The organism is Burkholderia stabilis (genome assembly GCF_001742165.1).
Taxonomy (GTDB): Bacteria; Pseudomonadota; Gammaproteobacteria; order Burkholderiales; family Burkholderiaceae; genus Burkholderia; species Burkholderia stabilis.
Window position 1 is genome coordinate 1,545,803 of record NZ_CP016442.1, and the last position, 22,745, is coordinate 1,568,547.

Annotated in this window: 23 protein-coding genes and 2 tRNA genes; 12 read left to right on the forward strand and 13 right to left on the reverse strand. The window is 67.0% G+C overall.

From position 1 onward, the window contains the following. Window positions 1–30 precede the first annotated feature (30 nt). Both gmk and BBJ41_RS07205 read right to left on the reverse strand, forming a co-directional pair. Window positions 31–705, reverse strand: a complete 675-nt coding sequence (gene gmk, locus BBJ41_RS07200) for a guanylate kinase (RefSeq protein WP_069745928.1) — start codon at window positions 703–705, stop codon at window positions 31–33. A 6-nt stretch (window positions 706–711) separates the two neighbouring features. Next, complete coding sequence (locus BBJ41_RS07205) at window positions 712–1,635, reverse strand: YicC/YloC family endoribonuclease (protein ID WP_069745929.1); 924 nt, start codon at window positions 1,633–1,635, stop codon at window positions 712–714. Window positions 1,636–1,808: 173 nt separating this feature from the next. Here BBJ41_RS07205 and rph point away from each other — a divergent pair, with 173 nt between their 5' ends. The 9 genes from rph to BBJ41_RS07250 all read left to right on the forward strand — a co-directional run bounded on the left by rph (window position 1,809) and on the right by BBJ41_RS07250 (window position 8,414). Beyond that, window positions 1,809–2,549 (forward strand): ribonuclease PH, encoded by a 741-nt coding sequence (rph, locus tag BBJ41_RS07210; protein WP_069745930.1) that lies wholly within the window; start codon window positions 1,809–1,811, stop codon window positions 2,547–2,549. Next, window positions 2,542–3,168 carry an RdgB/HAM1 family non-canonical purine NTP pyrophosphatase gene (gene rdgB, locus BBJ41_RS07215; protein WP_069745931.1) on the forward strand — a complete coding sequence of 209 codons (627 nt, stop codon included), beginning with the start codon at window positions 2,542–2,544 and terminating at the stop codon, window positions 3,166–3,168. The genes rph and rdgB overlap by 8 nt, the downstream gene beginning before the upstream one ends. Window positions 3,169–3,202: 34 nt before the next feature. Further along, window positions 3,203–4,417, forward strand: coding sequence for a radical SAM family heme chaperone HemW (hemW, locus tag BBJ41_RS07220; RefSeq protein WP_069745932.1), 1,215 nt, complete (start codon window positions 3,203–3,205; stop codon window positions 4,415–4,417). 155 nt (window positions 4,418–4,572) lie between these two features. Then, window positions 4,573–4,660, forward strand: a tRNA-Ser gene (locus BBJ41_RS07225). A gap of 141 nt (window positions 4,661–4,801) precedes the next feature. Continuing rightward, a complete protein-coding gene (locus BBJ41_RS07230; RefSeq protein ID WP_069745933.1) occupies window positions 4,802–5,194 on the forward strand; it encodes a hypothetical protein in 393 nt (130 codons plus the stop codon). A gap of 212 nt (window positions 5,195–5,406) precedes the next feature. Continuing rightward, window positions 5,407–5,700: a hypothetical protein gene (locus tag BBJ41_RS07235; protein ID WP_069745934.1), complete on the forward strand. Its 294-nt coding sequence runs from the start codon at window positions 5,407–5,409 to the stop codon at window positions 5,698–5,700. 334 nt (window positions 5,701–6,034) lie between these two features. Continuing rightward, window positions 6,035–6,526, forward strand: coding sequence for an energy transducer TonB family protein (locus tag BBJ41_RS07240; protein ID WP_175972550.1), 492 nt, complete (start codon window positions 6,035–6,037; stop codon window positions 6,524–6,526). Window positions 6,527–6,828: 302 nt separating this feature from the next. Then, window positions 6,829–8,130, forward strand: coding sequence for an MFS transporter (locus BBJ41_RS07245; protein ID WP_069747617.1), 1,302 nt, complete (start codon window positions 6,829–6,831; stop codon window positions 8,128–8,130). Window positions 8,131–8,234: 104 nt separating this feature from the next. Beyond that, window positions 8,235–8,414: a hypothetical protein gene (locus BBJ41_RS07250; RefSeq protein WP_069745936.1), complete on the forward strand. Its 180-nt coding sequence runs from the start codon at window positions 8,235–8,237 to the stop codon at window positions 8,412–8,414. A 19-nt stretch (window positions 8,415–8,433) separates the two neighbouring features. On the opposite strand, the gene waaC is transcribed toward BBJ41_RS07250, so the two are convergent. Next, window positions 8,434–9,432 (reverse strand): lipopolysaccharide heptosyltransferase I, encoded by a 999-nt coding sequence (gene waaC, locus BBJ41_RS07255; protein ID WP_069745937.1) that lies wholly within the window; start codon window positions 9,430–9,432, stop codon window positions 8,434–8,436. Window positions 9,433–9,602: 170 nt separating this feature from the next. On the opposite strand from waaC, the gene BBJ41_RS07260 reads away from it, so the two are divergent. Then, window positions 9,603–11,126, forward strand: a complete 1,524-nt coding sequence (locus BBJ41_RS07260) for a chloride channel protein (RefSeq protein ID WP_069745938.1) — start codon at window positions 9,603–9,605, stop codon at window positions 11,124–11,126. 116 nt (window positions 11,127–11,242) lie between these two features. Here BBJ41_RS07260 and BBJ41_RS07265 read toward each other — a convergent pair whose 3' ends face one another. The 5 genes from BBJ41_RS07265 to BBJ41_RS07285 all read right to left on the reverse strand — a co-directional run bounded on the left by BBJ41_RS07265 (window position 11,243) and on the right by BBJ41_RS07285 (window position 14,557). Then, window positions 11,243–11,644, reverse strand: a complete 402-nt coding sequence (locus tag BBJ41_RS07265; protein WP_069747618.1) for a YXWGXW repeat-containing protein — start codon at window positions 11,642–11,644, stop codon at window positions 11,243–11,245. A 159-nt stretch (window positions 11,645–11,803) separates the two neighbouring features. Then, window positions 11,804–12,058: a cell division topological specificity factor MinE gene (minE, locus tag BBJ41_RS07270; RefSeq protein ID WP_006486661.1), complete on the reverse strand. Its 255-nt coding sequence runs from the start codon at window positions 12,056–12,058 to the stop codon at window positions 11,804–11,806. A gap of 12 nt (window positions 12,059–12,070) precedes the next feature. Beyond that, entirely contained in the window at window positions 12,071–12,886 is an 816-nt protein-coding gene (gene minD, locus BBJ41_RS07275; protein ID WP_069745939.1) for a septum site-determining protein MinD, read from the reverse strand. Between the two features lie 59 nt (window positions 12,887–12,945). Then, window positions 12,946–13,725 carry a septum site-determining protein MinC gene (gene minC, locus BBJ41_RS07280; RefSeq protein ID WP_069745940.1) on the reverse strand — a complete coding sequence of 260 codons (780 nt, stop codon included), beginning with the start codon at window positions 13,723–13,725 and terminating at the stop codon, window positions 12,946–12,948. A 169-nt stretch (window positions 13,726–13,894) separates the two neighbouring features. Further along, complete coding sequence (locus BBJ41_RS07285) at window positions 13,895–14,557, reverse strand: GNAT family N-acetyltransferase (protein ID WP_236872061.1); 663 nt, start codon at window positions 14,555–14,557, stop codon at window positions 13,895–13,897. A gap of 511 nt (window positions 14,558–15,068) precedes the next feature. Here BBJ41_RS07285 and BBJ41_RS07290 point away from each other — a divergent pair. Beyond that, the gene (locus BBJ41_RS07290) at window positions 15,069–16,229 is read left to right on the forward strand and encodes an alkane 1-monooxygenase (protein WP_069745942.1); all 1,161 of its coding nucleotides are present in this window, start codon (window positions 15,069–15,071) and stop codon (window positions 16,227–16,229) included. A 166-nt stretch (window positions 16,230–16,395) separates the two neighbouring features. Here BBJ41_RS07290 and BBJ41_RS07295 read toward each other — a convergent pair whose 3' ends face one another. The 4 genes from BBJ41_RS07295 to serS form a co-directional block, all read right to left on the reverse strand. Beyond that, entirely contained in the window at window positions 16,396–17,931 is a 1,536-nt protein-coding gene (locus BBJ41_RS07295) for a methyl-accepting chemotaxis protein (protein ID WP_069745943.1), read from the reverse strand. A 129-nt stretch (window positions 17,932–18,060) separates the two neighbouring features. Beyond that, entirely contained in the window at window positions 18,061–19,017 is a 957-nt protein-coding gene (locus BBJ41_RS07300; RefSeq protein WP_083281820.1) for a phosphatase PAP2 family protein, read from the reverse strand. A gap of 191 nt (window positions 19,018–19,208) precedes the next feature. Then, window positions 19,209–19,299 (reverse strand) — tRNA-Ser (locus tag BBJ41_RS07305). A 116-nt stretch (window positions 19,300–19,415) separates the two neighbouring features. After that, complete coding sequence (gene serS / locus BBJ41_RS07310) at window positions 19,416–20,717, reverse strand: serine--tRNA ligase (protein ID WP_069745945.1); 1,302 nt, start codon at window positions 20,715–20,717, stop codon at window positions 19,416–19,418. A 247-nt stretch (window positions 20,718–20,964) separates the two neighbouring features. Between serS and BBJ41_RS07315 the strand changes: the two genes are divergently transcribed. After that, window positions 20,965–21,231, forward strand: a complete 267-nt coding sequence (locus tag BBJ41_RS07315) for a DUF2164 domain-containing protein (RefSeq protein ID WP_069745946.1) — start codon at window positions 20,965–20,967, stop codon at window positions 21,229–21,231. A gap of 40 nt (window positions 21,232–21,271) precedes the next feature. Here the strand turns inward: BBJ41_RS07315 and BBJ41_RS07320 are convergent, their stop codons facing one another. Then, on the reverse strand, window positions 21,272–22,582 hold the full coding sequence (locus BBJ41_RS07320; protein WP_069745947.1) for a replication-associated recombination protein A: 1,311 nt from the start codon (window positions 22,580–22,582) through the stop codon (window positions 21,272–21,274). Between the last annotated feature and the right edge of the window lie 163 nt (window positions 22,583–22,745).

Here is a 22,745-nt window from a genome sequence, read left to right on the forward strand (position 1 = left end):
TATTCTACCTTATGTCCCTCGTCCCCCGCGTCATTCCGCGTGGGGCAGATGGATGCCGAGCTCGATGAACAGCTCCGTGTGTCGCGCGTACTGCGACGCAAAGCGCAGGCGCGTCGCCGCGACGATGCATTCGAGCTCCGCGAGCGCACGCTCGAAATTCTCGTTGATCACCACGTATTCCGCTTCCGACGCGTGCGCGATCTCGCTGCCGGCGGCAAGCAGGCGCCGCGTGATCACGTTCGGCTCGTCCTGGCCGCGCTTCTTCAGGCGCTCCTCGAGCGCATCGAGCGACGGCGGCAGGATGAAGATGCCGACCGCGTTGCGGAACTGCTTCTTCACCTGCAACGCACCCTGCCAGTCGATCTCGAGCAGCACGTCGTGGCCGTTCTTCATCTGCTCTTCGATCCAGACGCGCGACGTGCCGTAGTAGTTGCCGTGCACTTCCGCGCTCTCGAGGAATTCGTGCGCCGTGTGACGCGCACGGAAATCCTCGACGGTCGTGAAGTGGTAGTGCCGGCCGTCCTGTTCGCCCGGGCGCGGCTTGCGCGTCGTGTACGAAATCGACAGACAGATGTCGCTGTCCTTCGACAGCAGCGCATTCACGAGCGTCGACTTGCCGGCGCCCGACGGCGCAATGACCATGAACAGGTTGCCGGGGTAGACGCCCGCATGAAGCGTATGTGCGTCGTGAGTGGGGTGGATCATGTTGCTTTACTCCAGGTTTTGCACTTGCTCTCGCAGCTGCTCGATCAACAGCTTGAGCGCCATCGACGCGTCGGCCAGTTCCTTCGCCGCCGCCTTCGAGCCGAGCGTGTTCGCTTCGCGATTCAGTTCCTGCATCATGAAGTCGAGACGCTTGCCGACGCGGCCGCCCTTCTCGATCACATGGCGCGTTTCGTTCAGGTGCGCGGTGAGCCGCGACAGCTCTTCCGCGATGTCGATCCGGATGCCGTACATCGTCACCTCCTGGCGAATGCGTTCCGCGGCTTCCTCGCGCGTCACGATCGGTGCGCTGCCTTCGGGTGCCGCGATGCCGAGCGCTTCCTGCAGCCGCTCGACGATCTTCTGCTGATGCTTCGCGATCAGCTCCGGCACGAGCGGCGTAATGCGCGCGACGATCGCTTCCATCTCGGCGACGTTCGACAGCAGCATCGTCGCGAGTTGCGCGCCTTCGCGCGAACGCACGACGACGAGTTCGCCGATCGCTTCCTTGCCGCATGCGAGCACCGCGTCGCGGATCGCGTCGGCCGACACGCCGCTCTCGGCGATCACGCCGGGCCAGCGCAGGATCTCGCCCGCGCGCAGGCGGCCGACGCCCGGGAACGAGTCGAGCACCGCGCGCTCGAGATCGGCGAGCTGGCCGAGCGCCGACTGGTTCAGCGCGCCCGCGCCGATGCTCTGTTCGCCGCGCTGCAGGTTGATGCGCACGTCGACCTTGCCGCGCGACAGCTTGTTCATCAGCATTTCGCGCAGCGCGGGCTCACACGCGCGCACGTCGTCCGGCATCCGGAAATTCAGGTCGAGGAAGCGCGAGTTCACGGTGCGCAGTTCGACCGACACGCTGGTGCCGCCGTTGCCGGTGGCCGTCGCGAGTTCGCGCGTCGCGCTCGCGTAGCCCGTCATGCTGTAGATCATGGTTCGTCTCGCCGTCTGGTTGCCCTCGCGGGCGGGGATATGTCGAGGCGCCCGGCGCATCGGAAAGCGCGGGGCGGGAAGCGCGCATTATCCCATTTTTGCGACCCACCCCGCCGGGCAAGCCCGCCGTTCGGCGCTAAAATCGGGGTTTCCTCTCCTCCCACGATTCCCACATGACGTCCTCCCTGTCCCGCCCGAGCGGCCGCCGCGCCGACGAACTGCGCAAGGTCGCCCTCACGCGCCACTACACGAAACATGCCGAAGGCTCCGTGCTGGTCGAATTCGGCGATACCAAGGTGCTCTGCACCGCGAGCGTCGCCGAACGCGTGCCCGAATTCCTGCGCGAGCGCGGGCAAGGCTGGCTGACCGCCGAGTACGGGATGCTGCCGCGTGCGACGCATACGCGCAGCGACCGCGAAGCCGCGCGCGGCAAGCAGACGGGCCGCACGCAGGAAATTCAGCGCCTGATCGGCCGCGCGCTGCGCGCCGTATTCGATCTCGAGGCGCTCGGCCCGCGCACGATCCACATCGACTGCGACGTGATCCAGGCCGACGGCGGCACGCGCACGGCGAGCATCACCGGCGCGTTCGTCGCCGCGCACGACGCCGTGTCGAAGCTGATCGCGGCCGGCAAGCTCACGCGCTCGCCGATCACCGACCACGTCGCCGCGATCTCGGTCGGCGTGTACGAAGGCGCACCGGTGCTCGATCTCGATTACGCGGAAGATTCGCGCTGCGACACCGACATGAACGTCGTGATGACGGGCGCCGGCGGTTTCGTCGAAGTCCAGGGCACGGCCGAAGGCGTGCCGTTCTCGCGCGCCGAGATGAACGCGCTGCTCGACCTCGCCCAGGGCGGGATCGCCGAGCTCGTGCAGTTGCAGAAGGACGTCCTGGGCGCCGGCAATGCCTGACGATCGCACCCTCGCGCCGCTGTCGCGCATCGTTCTCGCGTCGAACAACCCGGGCAAGCTGCGCGAGTTCACCGCGCTGTTCTCGACGGTCGGCATCGAAATCGTCCCGCAGGGCGACCTGGCGGTGCCCGAGGCGGAAGAGCCGTTCGGCACGTTCATCGAGAACGCGCTGACCAAGGCGCGGCACGCGTCGCGGCTCACCGGGCTGCCCGCGATCGCCGACGATTCGGGCCTGTGCGTGCGCGTGCTGCGCGGCGCGCCGGGCGTCTATTCGGCGCGCTATGCGCAGCGTGCCGGCCGCGACAAGGGCGACGCGGCGAACAACGCGTATCTCGTCGAGCAGCTGCACGGCGTCGACGACCGGCGCGCATACTATTGCTGCGTGCTCGCGCTCGTGCGCCACGCGGACGATCCCGAGCCGCTGTTCGCCGAAGGGCGCTGGGCGGGCGAGATCGTCGACGCGCCGCGCGGCGAGCACGGATTCGGCTACGACCCGTATTTCTACCTGCCGGCGCTCGGCGCAACGGCCGCCGAACTCGAGCCGGCCGTGAAGAACACGCACAGCCATCGTGCACTGGCGCTGAAGGCGCTGCTTGCACGGCTCGCGGAGGAAGCATGATCGCGTCCGACACCCATTCGCTGCGGGAGGCTGCATGAGCCAGGCTGCGGAAACCGGCGCGCGCGTCGTCGCGACGTTCACGTCGCCCGGGCAAGTGCGACTCACGTCGCTGCCGCCGCTCGCGCTGTACGTGCATTTTCCGTGGTGCGTGCGCAAGTGCCCGTACTGCGATTTCAACTCGCACGAGTGGAAAGGCGAACGGTTTCCGGAAACCGAGTACCTCGACGCACTGCGCGCCGACCTCGAGCAGGCGCTGCCGCTCGTGTGGGGACGGCAGGTGCATACCGTGTTCATCGGCGGCGGCACGCCGAGCCTGTTGTCGGCCGCCGGCCTCGACCGGTTGCTGTCCGACGTGCGCGCGCTGCTGCCGCTCGACGCCGATGCCGAGATCACGCTCGAGGCGAACCCGGGCACGTTCGAAGCCGCGAAGTTCGCGCAGTTCCGCGCGAGCGGCGTGAACCGGCTGTCGGTCGGGATCCAGAGCTTCAATGAAGCGCACCTGAAGGCGCTCGGCCGTATTCACGACACCGCGCAGGCGCGCGCGGCGGTCGAGATCGCCGCGAAGAACTTCGACAACTTCAATCTCGACCTGATGTTCGCGCTGCCGAACCAGACGCTCGACGAGTGCCGCACCGATATCGAGACCGCACTGTCGTTCGCGCCGCCGCATCTGTCGCTGTATCACCTGACGCTCGAGCCGAATACGCTGTTCGCGAAGTTCCCGCCCGTCGTGCCCGACGACGACGCGTCGGCCGACATGCAGGAATGGATTCACGCGCGCACGGCCGAGGCCGGTTACGGGCGTTACGAAGTGTCCGCTTACGCGAAGCCGAATCACCAGTGCAAGCACAACCTGAATTACTGGCGCTTCGGCGATTATCTCGGGATCGGTGCCGGCGCGCACACGAAGCTGTCGTTCCCGAACCGGATCGTGCGGCAGGCGCGCTACAAGCACCCGGCGACCTTCATCGAGCAGGCGATGGCCGGCACGGCCGTGCAGGAAGAGCGAGAAGTCGGCGCGCGCGACCTGCCGTTCGAATTCATGCTGAACACGCTGCGGCTCGTCGAGGGCTTCCCGGTGCACAGCTTCGTCGAACGCACGGGCCTGCCGATGAGCACGATCGAGCCGGCGCTGAAGGAAGCGGAACGGCGCGGGCTGATCACGCGCGATTTCACGCAGATCGCGCCGACGCCGCTCGGCCAGCGTTTCCTCAACGACCTGCAGGAACTGTTCCTGCGCGACGATTGAGGATGAGTGCGATGCCCGGGAGCGGAGCAAGCGCTAAAGCACCCACTCCGGTCGACCGCGAAGCATGGGACCGCGAAGCATGGGACCGGAGTAGGCGCTGAAGCGCCAACTCCGGTCGACAGACACTGCATTTCGGTTACAATGCCGCCTCGCGTGGAAGCGTGGCCGAGCGGTTTAAGGCACTGGTCTTGAAAACCAGCGACGGGAAACTGTCCGTGAGTTCGAATCTCACCGCTTCCGCCAGGAAATTCGCCAAACCCCGTTCATTCGCAGAATGACGGGGTTTTTGTTTGCCTTCACGCCGCCCTCCCCAACGTTCCGACGCGTCGCGCCGGATGCCGTTACAATCCCGCGCTCCGATTCGCGAAACGGGAAATCCACGTCATGAAGCCCTTCATCGTCTCGTCGCTCGTCGCCGCGCTGGCCGTCGTCAGCACGCATGCGACGGCCGACACCGCCTCCGGCAGCGACGCGCCGGCGTCGTGCGCGATCGCGTACGTGACCGGCGTCGGCGGCTCGCCGCGCGGCCTGAGCGAATACCTCGCGAGCCCGTCGCCCTACAACTACCTGAAGGACAACGATCTCCAGTGCAAGGTGTCCGACGACGGTCGCACGTCGAACTGCACCGGCGTGACCTACCTGCGGAACGAACAGGTCAGCGTGTACGACGACTCCGATCCGGCGACGCTGACCGTCGTGGCGCGCGTGGAACTCGACCACGGGCAGAAGTACCCCGTGATCGTCGTCGTGCAACGCAAGGACGCCCGCTGCAAGTAATGACGCGGCTCCGCGCGTGCCGCGGGTCAAGACGGCGCGCACGCTCGCGGCAGCGCACCACCGAATCCGTGCAGCAATCGCCGCCGCCCCGCGCCGGAAGCCTCCCTGCCGGCCGCGCCATCACCTAGAATTCGTTCAACACGGCGACACGACCGCCGCCGCGTACTCGATGCCGCACGCGCCACCCCTGCGCGCGGCACACGGAGATCGCCATGACCGAACAGTCGACACCGACGGAACACGTCGATTACGAAGGCTTCGAGATCCATGTCGTGCCGGCCGCCGTACCCGGCAGCGACACGCGCTACACCTACACCGGCTACGTGTGCCATCCGGGCGCGAATCCCGCGCTGCCCGACCACGCGGTGCCGTTCCACGCGGACGGCGAGGAAAGCTTCGCGAGCGTCGACGAAGCGGTCCACGAAGCCGTGCATATCGGCAAGAGCATCATCGACGGCACGCACCCCGACCTGTCGGTGCTGTCGCTCGTCACGCACGGTTTCTGAACCGGGCAGACGACATCGCCTGCGATGGCGTGGACGCAGGTCGCGGCGCTGCTTGCGGTGACCGCTGCGCGGTCGCACGATCGTCGCGAGCCTGCATGCGCGTCGCTCGCCGCGCCTTTCAATCCTGCAACAGTTGCGTCGGCATGCGCTGCCGCAACGCGAGCCCGTCGCGCACACTGTCACATGTCGCGTCACATCGCGATGCGCGGGCGCCGGACCGCGCCACCATCATCAGCGATCGCAACGCCCGGCATCGCGCGTTATGCGTTTCTCCCGATATCGGCTTGCGCGCGGACGCCTATCATTTTTTTATAGTCACTTCTGGCTATCTCCCATGCGCCCCGTTCTCCGTCCGCACGTCGACCGGTTGCCTGTTGCTGCGCTGGCCGTCGTCGCCATGCTTGCCGCGTGCACGATCACACCGCCGTCGTCCATGCATTCGGTCCTGACGATTCCGTCGATCACGCGCAGCGCGAGCCGCGACCAGTATCGCGTCGAGATCGCGCAACGCGTGGCCGAGCGCAACCCGTCCGGCCTGCTGCGCGGCACCCCGCAGGCGATGCTCCGTTCGCTCGTCGTCGTCGCATTCACCGTCGATCGCAACGGCCGCCTCGTCAACGCTTCCATCTATCGCAGCAACGGTGACAGCGAAGCGGAAGCGCTCGCGCTCGCGTCGCTGCGACGCTCGGCGCCGCTGCCGGCGCCGCCGTCGCGACTGCTCGACGGCAACGGCCAGATCGAAATGATGGAAGGCTGGCTCTTCAACGACGACGGCCATTTCCAGTTGCAAAGCACCGCGTCCGCACAAGCGCAATCGCTCGACTGACCGCCCGCCGTGCCGCGATTGCCGGTGTGCGGCGGCGCTGGCTATAATTTTCCGCAATCGCGCGGCCATCACGCCACGCGCGCGCTCGCGCGCCCCACCCGGCATGCGAGCCGACCACGCCGGCACCGGGCGGCGGCGACATACCCGTCTCCATCGTCGACCGGCGGGTGACGTCCGCGCCACGGCGCGCGTCCACGCCGCCACCGCATCATCCGCTCGGCCGCCCTCCGGCAGGCATCCGCCTGCCTGACCGCACGCACAGCCGACCGCCCCAACGACAAAACGGAGACATCCATGTCCGCATCCCCCCGACCGTTGCACACGCAACCGGTTCGGCCGGCGCCGTCAGCCACCGGCGCATCGTGTTCGCGAGCTTCATCGGCACCGCGATCGAGTTCTACGATTTCTACGTGTACGCAACGGCCGCCGCGCTCGTCATCGGCCCCGTATTCTTCCCGCACGGCTCCGCGACCGCGCAGGCGCTGTCCGCGTTCGTCACGTTCGGCATCGCGTTCATCGCACGCCCGATCGGCTCGTTCCTGTTCGGGCACTTCGGCGACCGCATCGGCCGCAAATCGACGCTCGTCGCATCGCTGCTCGTGATGGGCGTGTCCACCACCGCGATCGGCTTCGTGCCAGGCTACGACGCGATCGGCGCGCTCGCGCCGGTGCTGCTGTGCGTGCTGCGCTTCGGCCAGGGGATCGGCCTCGGCGGCGAATGGGGCGGCGCGGCGCTGCTCGCGACCGAACACGCGCCGCAGGGCAAGCGCGGCTGGTTCGGGATGTTCCCGCAGCTCGGGCCCTCGGTCGGCTTCCTGATGTCGAACGGCCTGTTCTTCGCGCTTGCGCTGTCGCTGTCCGACGAGCAGTTCCGAAGCTGGGGCTGGCGCATCCCGTTCCTGGTCAGCGCGGTGCTCGTCGCGCTCGGCCTGTACGTGCGGCTCAAGATCACCGAAACGCCGGCGTTCCAGGCCGCGCTCGACCGCAACGAGCGCGTGCGCGTGCCGGTCGCGACGCTCGTCACGCAACACTGGCAGCCGACGCTGCTCGGCGCGCTCGCGATGGTCGTCTGCTACACGCTGTTCTACATCTCGACGGTGTTCTCGCTGTCGTACGGCGTGTCGGCGCTGCATATTCCGCGCCAGAGCTTCCTCGGGCTGCTGTGTTTCGCAGTGGTATTCATGGGGCTCGCGACGCCGCTTTCCGCGTGGGCATCGGACCGTTTCGGCCGCAAGCCGGTGCTCGTCGTCGGCGCGATCGCCGCGCTGCTGTCGGGTTTCGCGATGGAACCGCTGCTCGGCAGCGGCTCGATGCCGCTCGTCGCACTATTCCTGACGATCGAGCTGTTCCTGATGGGCGTGACGTTCGCGCCGATGGGCGCGCTGCTGCCCGAACTGTTCCCGACCAACGTCCGCTATACGGGCGCGGGCGTCGCGTACAACCTCGGCGGGATCCTCGGCGCGTCGATCGCGCCGTATATCGCGCAACTGCTGGCTGCGCGCGGCGGGCTGTCGTGGGTCGGCGGGTACGTGTCGGTCGCGGCGGCGATCAGCCTGATCGGCGTGCTGCTGATGCGCGAAACGCGCGACTCGTCGCTCGTCTGAGCCTCCGGGGCGACCCGGGTTGTGCGGCGGCCGGCGCTGCCTATACTCGATCCTGGGCGCGCGGCCGCGCGCCCCCGGGATCCCTCCCCGAAGGAGCCGCCGCCATGAATATCCGCCTTGGTAATGCCGACCTCGTTCTGACCCTCGCGCTCGCGCTGGGCGGCGCGTTGCTGCTCGCGCTGCGCTTCCGGCCGAAGACGTGGCGCGGCCTCGTGTTCGAGGCGCTGCTGGCGAATCTGGCGGCCATCGCCGCCGTCATCACGGTCGAGGCGCTGCTCGCCTGAGCCGCCCCGCCCCGTTCCGTCAGGCGGACAGCCGCGCGCGCAGCGCGCCGTAGGCCGGGACGACGGCGTCGATCGCGTCCAGCGCCTGCCGGACGGACGGCATCGCACCCGGCTCCCCGATCGACAGCGCATTCGGCGTACCGCCGATGCCGCAGTGGTGGCGCGACGTCGCGACGAAAATCATCACGGTCGGGCGCTGCAGCGCGTGCGCCATGTGCACGAACCCCGTATCGACGCCCACCACGAGCGCGGCCCGGCCAAGCGCCGCGCCGAGTTCGCGCACCGTCATCGCGGGCAGCACGACCGCCCCCGGTGCGCGCGCGGCGATGTCCTGCGCGTCGTCGTGTTCGGCAGCCGATCCCCACGGCAGCAGCACACGCACGCCGCGCGCCATCATCTGCGTGGCGAGCGCGGCCCAGTGGTCGGCCGGCCATTTCTTGTCGGGATTGGACGTCGCGTGGAACAACAGCATGAACGGTGCGCCGTCGGTCACGGCGGCCGGCAGGTTCGCGTCCTGCGGCGGGACGACCCCGTACGTGGCAACGCCTTCGGGCACGTAGCCGAGCGCCTCGCCCGCGCTCACGCGCATCCCGTGCCATGCGTCGCAGTCCGGCCGCGGGCCGAAGCGATGCGAATACGCGAAGCGCGCGCCCGTTTCGCCGAGATCCTGCGTCTGGTAGCCGACGCGGCGCGCGGCACGCGCCAGCGCCGAAATGATCGCGCTTTTGTAGACCCCGTGCAGGTCGATCACCGCGTCGTAGCGGTGCGCACGCAACGCGCCGATCGACGCCGAGATCGCCTTCAGGTCGCCGGCATTCCGGAGTTTCTTGAAACGGCGCAGCGGCGCGCACAGGACGCTGCTCACGCCCGGATGCCAGCGCACGACCTCCGCGCACGATTCGTCCACGGCCCAGTCGACCGTCACGCCGGGAAAGGCGCGATGCAGATCCGCAACGACAGGCAGCGTCTGGACGACGTCGCCGAGCGACGTCACTTTCACGATGAGGATGCGTTTCACGATGTGTGGGGGTTGGCCTGCCATTTCGGCATGCTAATGACGGATGTCGTCGTTAGCATTACCTCAAGATTACTTTTGTAACAGAATGCGTCGTTTTTGTGAAAATGTGTCACCCCCCGCTGGCATCCGGTTCTTTTTATAATGCGCTCTTTGCCTCCCGGCCCGCGTCGATGCCACGCCCAGCCCTTCCCGCCCTGTTTCCCGCCCTCACCCGTCGTTCGTTGCGCATCTGGCGCCAATACGGCGTTTTCTGGCTCGGTGCGATCGTCGTCGGCCTCGCGGCCGTGCTTTATGCGCGGCTGATCGACTGGGGCTACGACACCTTCCGTACGATGCGCGATCACGCCGCGTGGCTGCCGCTGCTGCTGACGCCCGCGATCTCCGCCTTGTCCGTGTGGATCACGCGCCGGTTCTTCCGCGGCGCCGAGGGCAGCGGCATCCCGCAGGTGATCGCGACGCTGCATGCGAGCCCGAGCGCGTTCGGCGCGCGGCTGCTGACGCTGCGCATCCTGTTCGGCAAGGTGCTGGTGTCGTTCCTCGGCATCCTGGGCGGCTTCACGATCGGCCGCGAAGGGCCGACCGTGCAGGTCGGCGCGGCGCTGATGTTCAACCTGCGGCGCTTCTACCCGCGCTCGAATGCGCAGATCGAACGCCAACTCGTGCTGGCCGGCGCGGCGGCCGGGCTGTCGGCCGCGTTCAATACGCCGCTCGCCGGGATCGTGTTCGCGATCGAGGAGCTGACCCGCAGCTTCTCCGCACGCGCAAGCGGCGTGCTGATCACCGCGATCATTCTCGCCGGCGTCGTCGCGCTCGGCCTGAACGGCAACTACACGTATTTCGGCACGATCGATGCCGGCCCCCATTTCCCGAAGCTGCTGGCGCTCGCGGTACTGGTCACCGCGATCGTGACGGGCATCGCGGGCGGCCTGTTCTGCTGGCTGCTGCTCAACACCGGACGCTGGCTGCCCGCGCGACTGCTGGGCCTGTACCGCGAGCGGCCGATCGCGTTCGCCGCGCTGTGCGGCTTCGTGATCGCCGTCGTCGGCCTCGTGTCCGGCGGCACGACGTTCGGCAGCGGCTACGCGGAGGCGCGCGGCCTGCTCGACGGCCGCGAGCACCTGTCGGTGTTCTATCCGTTCCTGAAAATGGTGTCGATGGTCGCGTCGTACCTGCCGGGCATCCCTGGCGGGATCTTCGCGCCGTCGCTGTCGATCGGCGCCGGGTTCGGCAACCTGCTGCACGTCGTGTTCGGCAACATGAGCCTGCCGATGCTGATCGCGCTCGCGATGGTCGGCTATCTGGCGGCCGTCACGCAGTCGCCGATCACGTCGTTCGTGATCGTGATGGAGATGATCAACGGTCATGCGCTGGTGATTTCGCTGATGGCCACCGCCCTGGTATCGAGCCGTGTGTCGCGCTTTTTCGCGCCGCCGCTGTACGAAACGCTTGCGCAGCGCTATCTCGCGCCGCCGGTCGCGGCCGCGACGGAACCGGCTGCAGGCACGGCTGCGGCTACGACCGGCGTCACCGAGCCGCAGGATGCGGCCGCCGCGCCCGCCGATCCGCTCGACACGCTGCGTGACGAAGGCAGCGGCGAGCCGGACACCGCAGCGCCGGACGAACCCGCAGCGCACGCGCCGGCGGCATCGCACGACGACGAGCCGGCTGCGCCCGGCCCGCGCGACGCTCAGTAGATCACGACCGGTGCCGGCCGGTAGTAGACCGGCCGCGCCGGCACGACGATGCACCCGGCCAGCGTGATGGCGACGAGCGCGATGGCGATGGCGGTTCTTTTCATCACGCACCTCCATCAGGCCCAGTGGCCACGCGTCCAGAACCAGTTCGGACCGCGCTGGTCCCAGTGGCCCGGCACCCATTGCATGCCGACGCGCTCGGCTTCCCAGTGACCGCCGATCCACACGTAGCGGCCATGGTCCCAGTGCCAGTGGCCGCGCTCCCACACGTAGCCCACTCGCGCAGTCGGCACGACCTCGTAGCGCACGGGCGGCGGCGCGTTCGGCGCGACGATGACGACTTCCTCGGTACGCACGGCGACCGGCTCGGCGACGATCACGCGGCCCTGCGGCGCGATCACGGGCGTACCGACGAGAATCTCGTCCGCATGTGCGGCAAACGGCGCGACGACGGCTGACAGGCCCGCGGCAAACAGCGCGAGCGAAACGATACGACGTTGAACAATAGAGACAGCCATCACAACCTCCTGGTTGAACAAGTTACGCGAGCGTATTCGTTCAATGCGGGAGGACCGATAACGGCCGACAGACGCCGTGTTACGGCGTGCCCGAAAGTGCAACAGGGCGTAAGACGCGCACGGCGGCGGGCGCCGCCGTGCGGGGGACACCGGCAAGGGTCAGGCTTGCGGGATCTCGATCTTCACTTCGAGGACTTCGAGATCGTCCTGGCGCTCGAGGCTGACGCGGATGTCATCGTTCGAAATATGGACGTACTTCGAGATGACCGCGACCAGCTCCTTCTGCAGCGCCGGCAGGTAATCGGCCGGCGGCCGGCCGCCGACCCGCTCGTGCGCGATGATGAGCTGCAGGCGCTCCTTCGCGACCGATGCGGACTTTTTCTTCTCGCCGAGGAGAAACGAAAGGATGGACATGGGCGGCCTCCGTTACTTGCTGCCGAAGAGGCGCTGCAGCAGGCCCGGCTTCTGGTAATCGGTGAAGCGCAGCGGCTTGTCTTCGCCGAGAAAGCGCGCAACGACGTCCTTGTACGCTTCCGCGACGTCGGTGCCGTCGATGTGCACGGCGGGCAGGCCCTGGTTCGATGCGTGCAGCACGGCTTCCGACTCCGGCACCACGCCGATCAGCTTGATGCGCAGGATTTCGCTGATGTCTTCCAGCGACAGCATCTCGCCCTCGCTCACGCGCTTCGGGCTGTAGCGCGTGATCAGCAGGTGTTCCTTGATCGGGTCCTTGCCTTCGGTCGCGCGCTTCGTCTTCGACGACAGGATGCCGAGAATGCGGTCCGAGTCGCGCACCGACGACACTTCCGGGTTCGTGACGATCAGCGCTTCATCCGCGAAGTACATCGCGTGCAGCGCACCGGCTTCGATACCGGCCGGCGAATCGCAGACGATGTATTCGAAGTCCATCGCCGCGAGGTCGTTCAGCACCTTCTCGACGCCGTCGCGGGTCAGCGCATCCTTGTCGCGCGTCTGCGACGCCGGCAGGATGAACAGGTTCTCGCACTTCTTGTCCTTGATCAGCGCCTGGTTCAGGTTCGCTTCGCCCTGGATCACGTTCACGAGGTCGTACACCACGCGCCGCTCGCAGCCCATGATGAGATCGAGGTTGCGCAGGCCGACGTCGAAGTCGATCACGGCCGTCTTGTGGCCGCGCAGCGCGATACCCGACGCGAAGCTCGCGCTCGTCGTCGTCTTGCCCACGCCGCCCTTGCCCGAGGTCACCACGATGATTTTTGCCATTTACCCAATACCCTGTGTTCGTCAATGAGAGCCGATCGATCCGGCGTGCGCCGCGTGCTTCACGTCAGGCGCAGCGGTTCGATCATCAGTTTTTCCTCTTCGAGCCGGATCTGCACCGATTTGCCCAGTACGTCGGCGGGCAGCGGGTTCTCGGTTGTTCGATAGATACCCGCGATCGAAATCAGTTCCGGTTCGAGACACGTGCAGAAAATGCGCGCGTCGTGATTGCCGTGCACGCCCGCGAGTGCGCGGCCGCGCAACGGCGCGTAGATGTGGATATTGCCTTCCGCGATGATTTCCGCGCCGTGACTGACCGGCGCGAGCACCACGAGGTCTCCTTTCGCGTAAATCTGCTGCCCCGAACGCAACGGCCGGTCGATCACCAGCGTCTGGTTGCCGGCCTGGATCGATGCCGGCGCCGGCTCGGATGCCTGCTCGGGCGCCACGGCGGCTGCCGCAGCGACGACCGCCTCTGCAATGGCCGACGGCTCCGACCCCTCGGCCGGTTTCGCCGCCGGCGCGCGGCGATCGCGCGCCTCGAGCAACGGCAGGCCGGCTTCCCCCGCCCAGCCCTGCGTTGCCAATGCGACGACGCCGACCGGGCGCATCCGCACGTCGTTCAGCATCTGTCGGATGTCGGCGAGCGCGACACGTTCGCCGTCAGCCAGGCGGCGGACGTCGATCGCGACGACATCGTCGGCGAAAAACTCGGGAGTCGCTTCGAAGCGCTTGACCAGTTCGGCACGCAACGCATCGAGATCGGTCGTCTTCACGGTGAACAGCAACGTATCGACCGATCCGCTGCGCAGCTCGAAGAATGGCGATTTTTTAAGCGACATGGACACTCTGCAAAAATTTTTTGCGTATTTTACAGGCGTCCACGCGTGCGGCCATTATTTTTGGGAAACCGGGTTGCGACGACCCGGGCGGGCGCGCAACCGGCAGGCGGACAGGCAAGCGGGCGACCGGACCTTCATCGCGCCGCGCGGCCCGCGTTCTGACGTCGCGTCAGTGCTTCACCTGCGACACGAACAGCGATTTCATCGCGCCGGGCATCCGCGCGATCGGCGCGTGTTCGCCGGTGTTGCCGAAACCGGCACGTTCGTAGAAACGGATCGCGTTGCGGTTCGCATCGGCGATCCATGCATAGACGTCCTGCGCGCCGCGCTCGGCGAGCCATGCGGTGGCCGTCTCCAGCAGCAGCACGCCGCCGCGCAGATGACGCACCGCGTGCGCGACCCACAGCTCGCTGACGAACGCACGCCGCTCGGCCGTGTTGTCGAAATACGCGCCGATCATGCCGGCCGGATGGCCTTCGGTGTACAGCAGGAAAGTCGTCGACTCGTCGGACACGGCGCGCTGCGCGGCAATCGCCGACGCTGCGTCCGTCTCGACGTTCAGCAATTCGGCCTCCGGCGCTTCGCCGGGCGCGTAGGGCTCACGCAGCGATGCGGCGCGGAGTTCGCGATACACGCCGCCCTGGTTGGCAACGATACGACGAACGGTCAAGGTCGAACTCATGCAGGCACAGCCCCCTTCGGACAGCAAGCTATTAGCTTCAACCGAAAGCGGGGCATGAGTCAAATCGTTATTTTCAAATGGCGGCGCGAACCGAAAGGCGGCAGACGCCGCCGGCAGCGGCCCGCGCCAGCCGGTGTGCAGGTGCAGCATCGGCGCATCGATGCGTGCCGTCGGGCGACTGCCTTGGCCACGTCGTTCGGCGCATCGCGCCACGCGCCTTGCGATGCGCGGCAGTCGCGTTTCGGGCCGCGCGCATTTCATCGCGCAAACCGTAATGGTACGTAATATAGGTAACCCAAAAAGCGCCCGGCCGACATCCGTTTCGCAGCGCTTATTGCACCGCAACATTTGTTGTGGGCCGGCAAGATCGATGTCCGCGCGCGTCACATCGCGCCATTCGTCCGACAAACGACCGGATCGCATCGGTCGATCCGGCCTCGGCCGCATGTTTCAATCGGCGCGCGCCGCCCCTTCCGCGCATGCGTGGCACGCCGCCCGCCGTTTGGAGCGCCGCGCCTAGCGCCGGGGTTTGGCAAGCGCGCGCGCGGGTCGTATAACAGGCAGAACCGGACCACGATCCAGTGCCACCGCGCGTGCGTCGCGGACCCACGAGGATTCGAACAACCTGCATGCGGCCGTCCCGGCCCCCAGGAGGGAGACAATGGCAATGAACGACGAATCGGCTTCGAGCTGGTCGGATGGCAAGCGTTACCTGTGGCTGCTCGGCGCGCTGACGATCACGCTGCCGATCCTCGCCGCCCAGCTCGCGCTGTCGACGGGCCTTCACGTGTTCTGGTGGTTCGGCCCGCTGTTCGCGTTCGGCGTGATCCCGATCCTCGACACGCTGATCGGCGACGATCGCGACAATCCGCCGGACGCCGTCGTGCCGCATCTCGAACGGGAGCGCTATTACCGGTTCATCGTCTACCTCGCGACGCTCGTCGAATACGTCGCGTTCTTCGCGTGCGTATGGATCGTCGGCACGCACGCGCTCGCGTGGTACGACTATGTCGGCTTCGCGCTGTCGCTCGGCGCGGCCACCGGCATCTCGATCAACACCGCGCACGAACTCGGGCACAAGACGAACCGCTTCGAGCGCTGGCTCGCGAAGATCACGCTCGCGCCGGTCGCGTACGGTCATTTCTACGTCGAGCACAACCGCGGCCACCACGTGCGCGTCGCGACGGCCGACGATCCGGCCAGCGCGCGCTATGGCGAGTCGTTCTGGGCATTCCTGCCGCGCACCGTCATCGGCAGCATCCGCTCGGCGTGGCGGCTCGAGAAAACGCGCCTCGAACGGCTCGGGCATTCGCCGTGGACCTGGCGCAACGAGGTGCTGCATGCCTGGGCAATGACCGTCGTCGTGTGGGGCATCGCGATCGCGATGGCCGGCAAGGTCGTGATCCCGTTCCTCGTAATTCAGGCGGTGTACGGCGCGTCGCTGCTCGAAGTCGTGAACTACGTCGAGCACTACGGGCTCGGCCGCCGCAAGCTGCCCAGCGGCCGCTACGAGCGCTGCACGCCGCAGCATTCATGGAACAGCAATCACGTCGTGACCAACCTGTTCCTGTATCAACTGCAGCGGCACGCCGACCATCACGCGAACCCGACACGCTCGTACCAGGCACTGCGTCACTTCGACGATTCGCCGCAACTGCCGGCCGGCTACGCGACGATGATCCTGTTCGCGTACGTGCCGCCGCTCTGGTATCACGTGATGAACCCGCGCGTCGTCGCGCACTATCACGGCGACATGGCGCAATCGAACATCAAGCCGTCGATCCGCGCCCGGGTGCTCGCGCAATATCCGGCTGCAGCGTGATCGCGGGTAGCGGGTAGCGGGTAGCGGGTAGCGGGTAGCGGGTAGCGGATGGCGGATGGCGGACCGGCGTGATTCGACGTTCGCGCGCCGCGAGGCGCGCCGTTGAAAACCATCGACGCGCCGGCACCCCGCGACTCCGCCGGAATCCAGCGCGCCGGCCGCGCGATCACGCCATTTCCGGCAGCCTGAACACTGCCACCGCGTGCCGCAGCGCGCTCGCCTGCTCGGCCAGCGCCTGCGTCGCGGCCGACGCCTGTTCGACGAGCGCCGCGTTGCGCTGGGTCGCTTCGTCCATCTGCGTGACCGCGATGTTCACCTGCTGGATGCCGCCGCTCTGCTCCTGCGACGCGGACGAGATTTCGCCGACGATCGTCGTGACCCGCTGCACCGCGCCCACGATCTCGTGAATCGATTCGCCCGCGCGGCCGATCAGCACGGCGCCCTCGTCGACCCGCTTCGTCGACTGCTCGATCAGCCTCTTGATCTCCTTCGCGGCGGCCGCGCTGCGCTGCGCGAGCGTGCGCACTTCCGCCGCGACGACCGCGAAGCCGCGCCCCTGCTCGCCCGCGCGAGCCGCCTCGACTGCCGCGTTCAGCGCGAGGATGTTGGTCTGGAACGCGATGCCGTCGATCACCGCGATGATTTCGCCGACCTTCGCCGCGCTGTCGGCGATGCCGTTCATCGTGTCGACGGCGTCCGTCATCACGCCGCCGCCCGCTGACGCGATGGCCGACGCGTCGCGCGCAAGCTGCGCCGCGTGCTGCGCGTGTTCGGCCGACTGGCGCACGATGCCCGTCAGTTCGGTCATGCTGGCGGCGGTTTCCTCGAGCGACGCGGCCTGCGCCTCGGTACGCGACGACAGATCGTGATTGCCCGATGCGATCTGCGCACTCGCCGTCGCGACGGCTTCGGCATGCGTGCGCACTTCGAGCACGACGCCCGACAGGCTCATCTGCATCGTCTGCAGTGCACGCAGCAGATCGGCGATCTCGTCGCGGCCAGCCGTGTCGACGTCGCGCGTCAGGTCGCCGCCGGCGACGGCCTGCGCGCACGCGACCGCACGATCGAGTGGCCGAAGAATGGCGCGGCTGAACAGGAATGCGCCGACCATCGCGACGCCGAGCACGACCAGCATCAGCACGAGGCTCGCGACGGTCGCGCGCTGCGCGTCGCGGCTCGCCTGCGCCGATACGGCGGCACTTTCGTCGGCGATCGATTTCGCGGCCCGCTCGAGCAGCGCCGCGGGTTCGCGGTCGACGCCAGCCACTGCCGCATCGCCGGCCGCCGGCTCGAAACCGGCCGCCTTGAATGCATCGAAGCCGCGCCGGTAGCCGTCGCCCATCGTCGTGTGCGCACGCATGAACTGTTCGACGAGCGCGCGGCTCTCGCCGGGCGGCAATTGGCGAACGAGCTGCGCGGCGAGCGTATCGACCGTACGCTCGCGCGTCTGAAACGCCTGCCAGTACTGGTCGAGCTTGTCGGGCTGTTTGCCGCGCAGCAGCGTGTCCTTCCATTCCTGCACCTGCAGCTTGAACTGCACGAGCGTGGCCGACACGAGGCGTTCTTCGCCGACGTTCGTCTGCACGTCTTCGGCGAACGTGTCGATCGACCGGTTGAGGATGTGGATACCGTACAGCGCGCCACAGAACATCAGCAGCAACGCGACGGCGAATGCGAGGGGAATCTTGTAGCTCAGCTTCATGGGACCTTGAATCGACGGGGAACGACACGGCTCGGCACGGGCGCCGGCCGCCGCACCGTGTTAACGGCGCGGAAAGCGCGGGCTTAAAGCTGAGGAAAGCGGCGAAGGCCGGCGCGGCGCGCGGGCTGGTCAGGTCGTCGGATGCGTGGCGCGCGGCCCGTCTGCCGCGGTCGTGCGCGAGCGTGCCATCCAGCGGCGCACAACGACGATCGACAACACGCCGAATACGACCCCGGCGACCACGTCGGCCAGGTAGTGGCCGCCCTGCGTCGGCGTCGACACGATCATCGCGACATTCAGCACGATCGCGGCGGGAAACACGTAACGCACGTGCCGCACCGCATGCGCGAGCAGCAGCGCCAGCATCACGTGGAACGACGGCAGCGACACGAGCCCCTGCGATTCGGACAGGCTGAATTGCCGAAGCTGCCCGCTGCGCAGCAAGTCGTAGTGAGACACGGTCGACGCCGTGCCCGGATCGGTGATGCCGAAATGGACGAATGCGCTTTGCGCGGGAAACAGTGTCGAGATGGCGACGACGACGAGCAGCGCGAAGGCGAACAACGCGATGAATTCGGCGAGATCGTCAAGGCGCCGCGTGGTCGCAAGGATGAACGGCACGGCCACGAGCTGAACGATGCTGCTGCGATACGCGAGTTCGAACGTGCGATGTAGTTCGGTATGTGCGCTCACCCAGCGATACAGGCCGGGCCAGTGAAAACCGAACAACGCATCGAACCGGACGAGATGGGCTTCGATCGACGGTGGCGCGAGCGCGACGCACAGATAGTCGAGCACGACGACGGACTGACTGAACGCGGCAATCGCCGCGATACACAGCAGGGCCAGCGCCGATTCGCGCAATCGCCACACATGTGCGCGGTCGCGGTGTCGCCGTGCATGCGACAGCGCAATCAATATCATCGCCAAGCCAATCGCGGCGCTTGCCGCCAGACCCGCGACAGATGCAGCCTTGCCGAGCGTCAACGCAATGCCGGCGCGATGCGCGCCGCGGATGTCCACGGCTGCGATGACGGTAGTCAGCAGCGCAATGCCTGTCAGGACTTTCGGCAGTCGGTTCGTCATTGGGTCGTCGTGTTCGCAATGCAGCGCGGCTGCACCGAAGGCGCGACACGATCGTGCGCGCAGTTCGCCGCCATCGTATCAGCAGGACCCGACGCGCCGAGCTGTTGCTGCTCCATCGAACATCGACGCGCGCTTCGCAAACCCAAAACGAAAAACCCCTTGATTCTTCCGAATCAAGGGGTTTCGCATTCTGGCGGAGAGGGTGGGATTCGAACCCACGGTACGGGGAAACCGTACGCCTGATTTCGAGTCAGGTACATTCGACCACTCTGCCACCTCTCCGTTTTTACTGCATTTCCCGGTTGGTCGTTTCCGGGAAAGAAAAGATTATAAGACGATCTTTTCTAAGCTGACAAGCCCTTTTTGCAAATTTTTTGCGAGGGCTTCGAGAGCCGGTTTTACGACGCCTGTGCAGGCGCGTCGATGCGCTCGATGCCACCCATGTACGGACGCAGCACTTCCGGCACCGTGACCGAGCCGTCCGCATTCTGGTAGTTCTCCAGCACCGCGACGAGCGTGCGGCCGACCGCGAGCCCCGAGCCGTTCAGCGTGTGCACGAGTTCCGGCTTGCCCTGCGCGTTGCGGAAACGCGCCTGCATGCGGCGCGCCTGGAACGCCTCGGTGTTCGAGCAGCTCGAGATCTCGCGATACGTGTTCTGCGCGGGCAGCCACACTTCGAGGTCGAACGTCTTCGCGGCCGAGAAGCCCATGTCGCCCGTGCACAGCGTGATCACGCGGTACGGCAGGCCGAGCTTCTGCAGGATCGCTTCCGCATGGCCGACCATCTCGTCGAGCGCCGCGTACGACGTTTCCGGCGCAACGACCTGCACCATCTCGACCTTGTCGAACTGGTGCTGACGGATCATCCCGCGCGTGTCGCGGCCGTACGAACCGGCTTCCGAACGGAAGCACGGCGAATGGGCAGTCAGCTTGATCGGCAGCGCGGCGCTTTCGACGATCGACTCGCGCACGGTGTTCGTCAGCGAGATTTCGGACGTGGAGATCAGGTATTGCGTGATCGTGTTCTCCGCGCCGCCCTTCTCGACGCGGAACATGTCGTCCGCGAACTTCGGCAGCTGGCCCGTGCCGTAAAGGATTTCCGGATTCACGATGTACGGCGTGTACGTTTCGGTATAGCCGTGCTGCTGCGTGTGCGTGTCGATCATGAACTGCGCGAGTGCGCGGTGCAGGCGTGCGATCGGGCCGCGCAGCATCGTGAAGCGCGCGCCGGCGAGCTTCGCGCCCGTCTCGAAATCGAGGCCGAGCGGCGTACCGACGTCGACGTGATCCTTCACCTCGAAGTCGAACTGGCGCGGCGTGCCCCAGCGGCGCGCCTCGACGTTGTCGGCTTCGTCCTTGCCGACCGGCACGCTTTCGTGCGCGACGTTCGGCATGCCCAGCATCAGGTCGGACAGGCGCGCCTGGATGTCGCCGAGCTTGGCTTCTCCCGCCGTCATCTCGTCGCCGATCCCGCCGACCTCGGCCATCACGGCCGACGTGTCCTCGCCCTTGCCCTTCATCGCGCCAATCTGCTTCGACAGGCTGTTGCGGCGGGCCTGGAGCTCTTCGGTACGGGTCTGGATCGCGCGGCGTTCTGCTTCGAGTGCGGAGAACGCGGCGACGTCGAGGGTGTAGCCGCGATCGGCGAGGCGCTTGGCGACGCCGTCGAGGTCTTTGCGCAGCAACTGGATGTCGAGCATGGGAGGACTTGGAAAATCGTTGTATAAGACGGGAATTCTAACGCACCGCGCGGCCGCCACGGCACCGTCCGAACGGACAATGCCGCAATTGCGCGACAGCTGGCAGTATCGCATTGTCGGCGCGCACCCCGGCGGCCGGCAAATCGCATTGCGCCGAATCGTTGCAGGCGGCAAAAACGCCTGCGCCGGCCGGGCGCAACGCGCGGGGCGATGCCCCGCCTTCGCACCACCGAATTCAAGGAACCCGATGGCCATCGAACTGGACAAGGATGTACGCGACCGCGCAATCGCGTCGCTGCAACGCTATTTCACGGAAAACATGGAAGAGCCGATCGGCAATATCCAGGCCGGCGCACTGCTGCATTTCTTCGTCGAGGAGATCGGCCCCGCGATCTACAACCTCGCGATCGCCGACGCGCAGTCGAGCCTGCACACGCGCGTCGCCGAACTCGATATCGAATGCCATCAGGAGCCGTTCGACTACTGGAAGAAGCAGCCGGCGCGCAAGCGCTGACGCGATCGGCGAGCGCGCCGGCCAGCCGGCGCGCTCGCCGTCAGTCCTTCTTGCCGGCCTCGCGATCGAGCTCGCGCAACCATGCGAGCTTGTCGGCGATCTTCGATTCGAGCCTGCGCGGCACCGGCTTGTACCAGTGCGGCTCGCGCATCCCGTCCGGCAGGTACGTCTCACCGGCCGCGTATGCATTCGGCTCGTCGTGCGCGTAACGGTACGCGTGGCCGTAGCCGAGTTCCTTCATCAGCTTGGTCGGTGCGTTGCGAAGGTGCACGGGCACTTCGCGCGACTTGTCCTGCTTCACGAACGCCATCGCCTGGTTGAACGCGTTGTAACCCGCGTTGCTCTTCGCCGCGCACGCGAGATAGATCACCGCCTGCCCGAGCGCGAGCTCGCCCTCCGGCGAACCGAGCCGCTCGTAGGTTTCGGCCGCGTCGTTCGCCATCTGCAGCGCGCGCGGATCGGCGAGACCGATGTCTTCCCACGCCATCCGCACGATCCGCCGCGCGAGATACTTCGGGTCCGCGCCGCCGTCGATCATTCGGCAGAACCAGTACAGCGCGCCATCGGGGCTCGAGCCGCGCACCGACTTGTGCAGCGCCGAGATCTGGTCGTAGAAGTTGTCGCCACCCTTGTCGAAGCGCCGCGCGTTCAGCGTCATCGCGCTGCTGACGAACTCGGCGTCGATCGTCGCGATGCCGGCCGACGAGGCCGCCGTTTGCGCCTGCTCGAGCAGGTTCAGGAAGCGCCGCGCATCGCCGTCCGCATAGCCGACCAACGTATCGATCGCCTTGTCGTCGAACGCGAGGCCGTCGAGCGCGATTTCCTGCGCGCGCTTCAGCAACTGGCGCATCTCGTCGTCGTCCAGCGACTTCAGCACGTACACCTGCGCACGCGACAGCAATGCCGAGTTGACTTCGAAACTCGGGTTCTCGGTCGTCGCGCCGATGAAGGTCACGAGCCCCGACTCGACGAACGGCAGCAGCGCATCCTGCTGCCCCTTGTTGAAACGGTGGATCTCGTCGACGAACAGGATCGTGTGGCGGCCGGTACGGTTCAGCGTGTCCTTCGCCTGCTCCATCGACTCGCGGATGTCCTTCACGCCGCCGAGCACCGCGGACAGTGCAATGAATTCGCAGTCGAACGCAAGTGCGGTGAGCCGCGCGAGCGTCGTCTTGCCGACGCCGGGCGGCCCCCACAGGATCATCGAATGCGGCTTGCCCGATTCGAACGCGAGCCGCAGCGGCTTGCCTTCGCCCAGCAAATGCGTCTGGCCGATCACCTCGGCGAGTGTCTTCGGCCGCAGCGCCTCGGCGAGCGGCCGGCGCGGCTCGACTTGAAACAGGTCGGACATGAACCCTCGCTCCACATCAAACGGTAGCGGCCGAACCGGCCGCCGGAGCCGACATTATGACAGCCGCGCGACGCCGCCGTGCCCGGTGCGCGCGCCCGGCGCCCGTAAACGACACGGGCCTGCCGTCGCCGGCAGGCCCGTGTCGGGAGAGCGGCGCGCGGCG

Excerpts from the sequence above, each read along its gene's own strand:
- gmk (WP_069745928.1), bottom strand. The coding sequence starts at position 705 with ATGATCCACCCCACTCACGACGCACATACGCTTCATGCGGGCGTCTAC.
- BBJ41_RS07230 (WP_069745933.1), top strand. The coding sequence starts at position 4,802 with ATGAAGCCCTTCATCGTCTCGTCGCTCGTCGCCGCGCTGGCCGTCGTC.
- rdgB (WP_069745931.1), top strand. The coding sequence starts at position 2,542 with ATGCCTGACGATCGCACCCTCGCGCCGCTGTCGCGCATCGTTCTCGCG.
- BBJ41_RS07205 (WP_069745929.1), bottom strand. The coding sequence starts at position 1,635 with ATGATCTACAGCATGACGGGCTACGCGAGCGCGACGCGCGAACTCGCG.
- minE (WP_006486661.1), bottom strand. The coding sequence starts at position 12,058 with ATGTCCATCCTTTCGTTTCTCCTCGGCGAGAAGAAAAAGTCCGCATCG.
- BBJ41_RS07240 (WP_175972550.1), top strand. The coding sequence starts at position 6,035 with ATGCGCCCCGTTCTCCGTCCGCACGTCGACCGGTTGCCTGTTGCTGCG.
- rph (WP_069745930.1), top strand. The coding sequence starts at position 1,809 with ATGACGTCCTCCCTGTCCCGCCCGAGCGGCCGCCGCGCCGACGAACTG.
- minD (WP_069745939.1), bottom strand. The coding sequence starts at position 12,886 with ATGGCAAAAATCATCGTGGTGACCTCGGGCAAGGGCGGCGTGGGCAAG.
- BBJ41_RS07315 (WP_069745946.1), top strand. The coding sequence starts at position 20,965 with ATGGCCATCGAACTGGACAAGGATGTACGCGACCGCGCAATCGCGTCG.
- hemW (WP_069745932.1), top strand. The coding sequence starts at position 3,203 with ATGAGCCAGGCTGCGGAAACCGGCGCGCGCGTCGTCGCGACGTTCACG.
- minC (WP_069745940.1), bottom strand. The coding sequence starts at position 13,725 with ATGTCGCTTAAAAAATCGCCATTCTTCGAGCTGCGCAGCGGATCGGTC.
- BBJ41_RS07235 (WP_069745934.1), top strand. The coding sequence starts at position 5,407 with ATGACCGAACAGTCGACACCGACGGAACACGTCGATTACGAAGGCTTC.
- BBJ41_RS07290 (WP_069745942.1), top strand. The coding sequence starts at position 15,069 with ATGGCAATGAACGACGAATCGGCTTCGAGCTGGTCGGATGGCAAGCGT.
- serS (WP_069745945.1), bottom strand. The coding sequence starts at position 20,717 with ATGCTCGACATCCAGTTGCTGCGCAAAGACCTCGACGGCGTCGCCAAG.
- BBJ41_RS07250 (WP_069745936.1), top strand. The coding sequence starts at position 8,235 with ATGAATATCCGCCTTGGTAATGCCGACCTCGTTCTGACCCTCGCGCTC.
- BBJ41_RS07265 (WP_069747618.1), bottom strand. The coding sequence starts at position 11,644 with ATGGCTGTCTCTATTGTTCAACGTCGTATCGTTTCGCTCGCGCTGTTT.
- BBJ41_RS07285 (WP_236872061.1), bottom strand. The coding sequence starts at position 14,557 with ATGCTGCACCTGCACACCGGCTGGCGCGGGCCGCTGCCGGCGGCGTCT.
- BBJ41_RS07260 (WP_069745938.1), top strand. The coding sequence starts at position 9,603 with ATGCCACGCCCAGCCCTTCCCGCCCTGTTTCCCGCCCTCACCCGTCGT.
- BBJ41_RS07295 (WP_069745943.1), bottom strand. The coding sequence starts at position 17,931 with ATGAAGCTGAGCTACAAGATTCCCCTCGCATTCGCCGTCGCGTTGCTG.
- BBJ41_RS07320 (WP_069745947.1), bottom strand. The coding sequence starts at position 22,582 with ATGTCCGACCTGTTTCAAGTCGAGCCGCGCCGGCCGCTCGCCGAGGCG.
- BBJ41_RS07300 (WP_083281820.1), bottom strand. The coding sequence starts at position 19,017 with ATGACGAACCGACTGCCGAAAGTCCTGACAGGCATTGCGCTGCTGACT.